Here is a 7201-nt window from a genome sequence, read left to right as displayed (position 1 = left end):
TTTTTTTTTTAACAAATTCATTAAAAAAGAAAATTTAATGATTTAAATATTTAAAAAAATTATAATAAAATGTCATCTTCAGTTTTCAAAGAATTAAAAAATTATTTTTATTTATTAATGAATGCGATTGAAAAAAATCAATTCACAAAACTAACAAATTAATTATAACATGTAAAATCAATTATTTCAATCTTTTTTTACATTTTATTTAAAAAAATTTAATTAATTTATTAAATGTTAAAAATTGATTTCATTTCATCTAAAAGCTTTACTTTTTAACATTTTTTTATCGCAAAAATTAATGCATTTTTTGAAACATTTGCAACATTATTTATTTTATCAAAATTATCAGCTTTTTAACAATTTTTTTATTAAAAAATAACATCTTTTTTTCTAAAGAAAGAAAAGTGCCTGAAAAGCGCATAATCACCCTTTTTAACTTGTTTTTTAAAAGAAGAAAATCATCATTTCTTTCTTAGACAAGGGTGTTCATTAAATTAGCAAAAGGATAACCTTGGATAAAATTGCTAATTAACTTTTTAAACAAAGGAAAATTATGTGTAATTTGTTGTTGTGTTTGGGTATTTAAACGGTTTAAAACATATTGTTCTAAGGGAATACGAGAATCAAGGCCAACTCCTATTCTTAATCTTTTAAAGTCCTTAGAATGTAGCATATCTATGATATTTCTTAAACCATTATGACCGCCATGACCGCCTTTATATTTGAGCTTAAAAGCGCCTGGCTCTAAATTAATATCATCAACGAGCACTAAAACATCATCTTTAGGGATATTATATTTCAACATCAGTTGTTTGATGGCTTTACCCGAAATATTCATATAAGTTTGAGGTTGAACTAACAAAATGGTTTCTTGTTCTAATTGAAGATGAGAAACGATACTTGATAACTCTTTTTTAGTAGTTAAAATGTTTTTTTTCCATTCTTTTTCTAAATAATTAATTAACATAAAACCTATATTATGCGGGGTTAATTCAAACATTTTTCCTGGATTTCCTAAACCTACAATTAGCTTCATTCGCTCTTCCTTTTTTCTTATTTTGTTCATTGTTTTCAAATTAAATAATAACATTTAAAACCTTTAAAATGTAAAAAAAATAACAAAAAAACAGATAAAAGTTTTTTTGTTATTTCATGGTTAAAAAGCTTAATTATTTAGTATCAACTGATTTTTTTGTTATTGATGATTTTTTTTCTTAAAGTATCAAAACCTAACATAACCACTATTGGTAAAAGTAAGTATAAATAATCTACACATCTTATCGGTTTAGTTTTGAAAAAGGAATTCAAAAACCCTATATTTTGAGAAATTAACACAAATAAGAATAACTCGGAGATAATTCCCACGAATAAAAGTTTATTTTTCTTTTTGTAACTTTCCCAAAAATATAATTTATCCGAACGACAAGCAAAAACATTACCTACTTGAGCAAAAATAACTGCTCCGAAAGCCATTGTGGACGCATAAATGAAACCTGCTTGTTCAGAAATATCTGTAAAAGCTATTCCGTGATTGCCGAAAAATTGGCAACCGCCAAAAGCTAAGAAAAAGACTAATGCTAATACACCTTCTACAATTCCTAAAAAGCCATAACTTCTTTTTAATAATTTTTTGTCTAATAAATGGTCATTTTCTGTACGAGGTTTGTGTTCTAATAAATCTTTTTCGGGTTCTTCAGCTCCTAAAGCGATAGCAGGAACTAAGTCCGTTAATAAATCAATAGCTAAAATCTGCATAACAGTTAAATACAGAGGCACTTTAAATAAAGTCATCACGATAATAGGGAAAACTTGAGGAATGTTTGAGGATAAAACATAAGTCATGAATTTTTTAATATTAGAATAGATTCCTCTAGATTCTAAAACTGCTTTAGGAATGGTGGAGAAATCATCATCTAATAAAATCATATCCGCTGCATTACGAGCGACATCTTTACCAGATTTACCCATTGCAATACCAATATGAGCGGCTTTCATAGCTAAAATATCGTTTACTCCATCGCCTATAGCGCCCACTATTTCATCATTGGCGCGATAAGCTTCAACAATTCTTAATTTGTGTTTAGGAGTTGTGCGGGAAAATAAAACAGGAACTCTTGTTTTTAAAGAATCTTGTAATTCTTCTTGCGACATTTTTTCTAATTGATTACCATCAATATTGATATATTCCTCTTCGATAATACCTACTTGTTTAGCGATAGAAATAGCTGTAGGACCGTAATCTCCGGTAATAACAGTGATTTTTAAACCAGCTTTTAATAAATCTTTTACTGCGTCTTTAACTTCAATTTTTGGAGGATCGTAATTAACAGCGAATCCTAAGAAGACCATATTAGTTTCTTCTAAAGAACCGTCTTCAATTTTTTTATAAGCAATAGCTAAAATACGATAACCTTGATTAGATAATTCTTCGTTTCTTTCGTAAAAGAATTCTTTTTCTGCTTCAGAAAAAGAGCTTACTTGGTTATTTTTATATTGAGCATTACACTCTTTCAATAAAACGCTTGGAGCGCCTTTAACAAATAAATATTTGCTACCAATATCATATTTTGCTTGTGCCACATTCGTTACTAAAACACTCATTTTTTTAGTTTCTGAAGAGAAAGGACTAATTTTTTCAACTGTAAAATTTTGACGTACTTCATCGATAGAAAGCCCGTATTTACTAGCGGCAACTAATAAAGAACCTTCGGTAGGGTTACCTACTACTTGATAATCGCCTTTATTTTTCTCATCATCAATTAAGTTCGCTTCTGAAGCCATAATAGAAGCAATAAAGATTTTTTTCAAGACTTTATCGTCTATTTCTTGATTTAAATTTTTGAATTGTCCTTCTTGTTTTAAACCATTACCAGTAATATCGACATAACCGCCTGGAAATACAATTTTTTTACAAGTTAATTGGTTTTTCGTTAAAGTTCCTGTTTTATCGGTACAAATAACTGTAGCGGAGCTTAATGTTTCCACTGAGTATAATTGTTTAATTAAAGCGTTTTGTTTCGACATTCTTTGGGTTCCGATAGCTAAACTTAAGTTGATAGTCGGCAACAATCCTTCAGGAATGTTCGCCACTAACATACTTAAAGCCACTACGACGGCACCACTTAAAGCCTTGTCCCAAGAATTATCAGCTTTAAAACGCCATAAACATACAAAAAAGACTACTAAAGCTAATAAAGAAGCGATAAAACTAATTGTTTTAACTACTCTGTGAATTTCTTTTTCTAAAGTAGATAATCCTTTATCAATGTTTTTGGATAAAACAGAAACTTGCCCTATTTGAGTGTTTTCTCCAATAGAATAAACAACCGCTTTAGCGCTACCTTCAGAAACTGTTGTACCTGCATAAACTAAATTAGGCATTTCAGCGGCAACACATTCATCTTGCATGTTAGGATTAGCTGTTCTATTTAAAGGGATTGTTTCGCCTGATAACATGGAGTTATCAACGAAAAAATTATTAGCTTGCACTATCCTTAAATCAGCAGGAATAGTAGCCCCTACTTCTAAAAAAATTAAATCTCCGATAGTTAAATCAATAACATCTATCACTTCTATTTGATTATTGCGATAAACTTGGATTTTTTTAGGCATCATATCGCTTAAAGAAGACAAAATTTTTTCTGCTTTGCTTTCTTGGAAAAAAGCGAAAATACCGTTAACAATGACAACTAAGAAAATAGATAATCCGATTTGCCATTCGCGAATAAAAAAAGCTAAAGCGCCTGATATCCATAATAAAATAGCGAACATGGAGGTAAATTGTTTAATAAGTTGTTTAAAAACATTAAAAGTTTTAGCGGATTTAATATCATTTGACCCGTATAAAAGTTTTCTTTTCTGTACTTCGTTATCATCTAATCCTGTTGGCGAGGTTTGAAAGTGTTTAAATACTTCTTCTTGTGATAATTTACTGATTTGCAAAATATCGTTATTGTTCATAAATTCCCTTAATCTTTTTTTAATTCGTTTAAAAAAAACAATTTTAATATATTCAAAATATATTTATATCATCTATTTTAACAAAATAAATATCTTTTTTTTAAAAAAAATAGTTTCTTCAAAGACATTATCGTCAATACCTTTGATCTAGCCATAAAACCGTATCTTCAAACGCTTTGGTTGCTTCTATATCGTGAAATAAATTATGATAAGACACTTGATATAGAATTAATTTTTTATCTTTAGAAGGTACTTTTTCAAATAAAAAAGAACCATTTTTAAAAGAAATAATTTTATCTTGGACACTGTATAAAAACAAAACAGAACCAACATAAAAAGATAATCTTTTTTGTAAATATTGAGGACTTAAAACTAATAAATTTCTCATTAAACGCGGAGTAACATATTCTAAATGATAAGGGAAATAACCCTTATATAAAGGTGCATGAGCGATTTTATTAGATAAAAAATTAAGTTTCCTTGGTTTAAAATTAAACCAATAAAAAGGGCATTTTAAATGTTTATTATTCAGTACATGAGCGGGAGCAGAACTAATAATAGAACCGTTAACCTCACCATATTTTACCATATAAGCGTTAGTAATAATTCCGCCCATACTATGACCGATTAAAAAAATTTTTAAAGAAGATTTTTTTTTAATTTCCTTCACAATAGAAGCCAGATCATCGACCAAAACATGAAAATTATTCACATCACCTCTCGAACCGCCACTTTTTCCGTGTCCTCTAACATCGTATAAAATAACGGCATAACCAGTTTGACATAAAAAGTCAGCTAAAGGGAGATAATCTTGCGAACTTTCGCCTAATCCGTGAGTAATAATAATATTAGCTTTCGGATTAGGAACGTTTTTAAAATTAATATAAAAAAAATTTTTATTAATAAACATATCAACCTTTTTCAAGAAAAAGAAAAATTAATGATTAACCTTCTTGATCTTTATTTTTAATTAATTTTTCATATTGACTTAAATATTTTTTATATTTTTCTTGTTCTTCTTGGATTTTAACTTTACTAGCTTTTTCTAAAAAGGAGGGATTATTTAAAATCTTTTCACTTCTTTTAATTTCGCTTAAAAGTTTTTTTAACAATTGTGGCGATTGATTATCAGATTGATTTTTTTTCAAAGCTTGCAAGTCTTTTTTAAACATGAAAACATATGTATCTTTGTCAAAAAACAACCATTCGTATTGTTCTTGTTTTAGTTTATGGATTGTTTTAATCTCAAAAGCCATTAAAAAACTCTTTAAAACAGGTTTAATAGTGTTTATTTCGGATAGTTTTTCTATAGGAGCTTCTATATATAAAGATAATAAAGTAGTTTTGGTTATTTTATAATTTTGTCTAAATTGACGCATTTTCACAATTAAATTTTTAAAAGTTAAGAAATCATCAGAGGAAGAATTAACTGCGTTAATTTGCGGTAATTGTTCGTTAATGATAGGTTGCGCAAAAGCAAATTCTTCATAAATAGCATCAGTCACAAAAGGAATGAAAGGATGGAGCAATTGTAAAGTGATTTTTAAAATATAAAGAGCGAACTTTTGGGAATTTAAAGATACCTCTCGATCGTACTCTTTTAAAACAATTTTTAAAAATTCTAAATGCCAATTGGCTAAATCTTCCCAAACAAAATTATACAACAGACTTCCTACAATGTTAAATTCGTATTTATCGTATAAATGGTTTGTTGCTTCCATTAAACGCGATAATTGCGATAATAAAAATTTTTCCGGCAGTAATAACGTTTCAGCCTGAAAATTGGTTTGATCTGTATTAATGTTTAATTTAATAAAACGACTAATGTTCCAAATTTTATTAATAAAGTTCCAACTGGACGCTATTTTAGTTTCGTTATATAATAAATCCGCGCCTGGGGAAGAATTAGTGGTTAAAAACCATCTTAAAGCGTCTGTACCGTATTTATCAATGATATCTATCGGATCTACGCCGTTTCCTTTAGATTTAGACATTTTGTGTCCTTGAGAATCTCTTATTAAACCATGCAACAAAACATCTTTAAAAGGTATTTTTTCAATTAAATTCATACTTTGTAAAGCCATTTTAGAAACCCAAAAAGTTAAAATATCATAACCAGTTACTAAAGTGTCAACAGGAAAACGTCTTTGGAATAACTCTACGTTATTATTAGGCCATCCTAACGTACATAAAGGCCATAAAGCGGAAGAAAACCAAGTATCTAAAACATCTGGATCTCTTTGAAAACCATCGCCTGGATCTTGCGATTGGACATTAATTTCATCGCCTTTATACCACACAGGTAAAGGATGTCCCCACCATAATTGACGAGAAATACACCAATCTTCTAAATTTTCTAACCAATTGTTAAAAGTTTTTAAAAAACGTTTAGGAAAGAAGTTAATTTGGTGTTCTTGTAAAACAGATTGCGAAATAGCTTTAGTTTTTAAAAACCATTGTAATGATAACCTTGGTTCAATAACAACGCCAGAAATGCTTGAAAAGCCGACTGAATGGGTATAATCCTCTATTTTAGCCACTAATTTTTTCGCAGTTAATTTTTGGATTAATTGTTCACGACAATCAAAACGATCCATTTTATCGTATTCTTGCGCTAATTCGTTCATAGTTCCGTTAGGATTCATACAAGAAACTATTTGCAAATCATGTCTTTGAGCGATTTGGAAATCGTTTAAATCGTGAGCCGGAGTTACTTTTAAAACGCCTGTTCCAAAACCCTTTTCCACATAATTATCAGCGATAATAGGTATTTTTGCGTTCGTTCCAGGAACTACCACTTTTTGACCGATTAAATGTTGATATCTTTCGTCATCAGGATGAACGGTTAAAGCTTGATCTGCAAAAATAGTTTCCGGCCTTGTAGTCGCCACTTCTACATAATTAGCATTATCATCGACTAAATAATATCTTAAATAGTATAATTTACCCTCTACTTCTTGATAATTAACTTCAAGTTCAGAAATCGTAGATTGAGTAAAAGGGTCCCAATTGATAATTTTATAATCACGATAAATTAATTTTTTATCGTAAAGTTGAATAAAAACTTTTTCTACTACTTGGCTAAAATCTTTATCTAAAGTAAATTTTTCATAATCATAATCAAGATGAAGGCTTAGGCGCTCCCATTGAGTATGAATATTTTTAGTATATTCATCTTTCCATAAGGCGGCATATTTTAAAAAGAGTTCTTTGGTTAGATTTTGTTCAGCAAAACCTT

At 29.0% G+C, this 7201-nt stretch carries 4 protein-coding genes; all 4 read right to left on the bottom strand.

What is annotated here, in order from left to right; genetic code table 11:
- Positions 1-475: 475 nt before the first annotated feature.
- The gene (gene pth, locus CPX_RS02360; protein ID WP_053521576.1) at positions 476-1039 is read right to left on the bottom strand and encodes an aminoacyl-tRNA hydrolase; all 564 of its coding nucleotides are present in this window, start codon (positions 1037-1039) and stop codon (positions 476-478) included.
- Between the two features lie 143 nt (positions 1040-1182).
- Positions 1183-3963 carry a cation-translocating P-type ATPase gene (locus CPX_RS02355; protein WP_053521575.1) on the bottom strand — a complete coding sequence of 927 codons (2781 nt, stop codon included), beginning with the start codon at positions 3961-3963 and terminating at the stop codon, positions 1183-1185.
- Positions 3964-4096: 133 nt separating this feature from the next.
- Positions 4097-4873 carry an alpha/beta fold hydrolase gene (locus CPX_RS02350; RefSeq protein ID WP_053521573.1) on the bottom strand — a complete coding sequence of 259 codons (777 nt, stop codon included), beginning with the start codon at positions 4871-4873 and terminating at the stop codon, positions 4097-4099.
- Between the two features lie 34 nt (positions 4874-4907).
- Positions 4908-7201, bottom strand: a 2294-nt coding sequence (locus CPX_RS02345; protein WP_053521568.1) for a valine--tRNA ligase, incomplete at its 5' end; no start/stop codon positions are given.

The organism is Candidatus Phytoplasma pruni, from assembly GCF_001277135.1.
GTDB classification, from domain to species: Bacteria; Bacillota_I; Bacilli_A; order Acholeplasmatales; family Acholeplasmataceae; genus Phytoplasma; species Phytoplasma pruni.
Note: the sequence above shows the minus strand (reverse complement) of the source record. Positions and strands in the feature narration are given on the sequence as shown.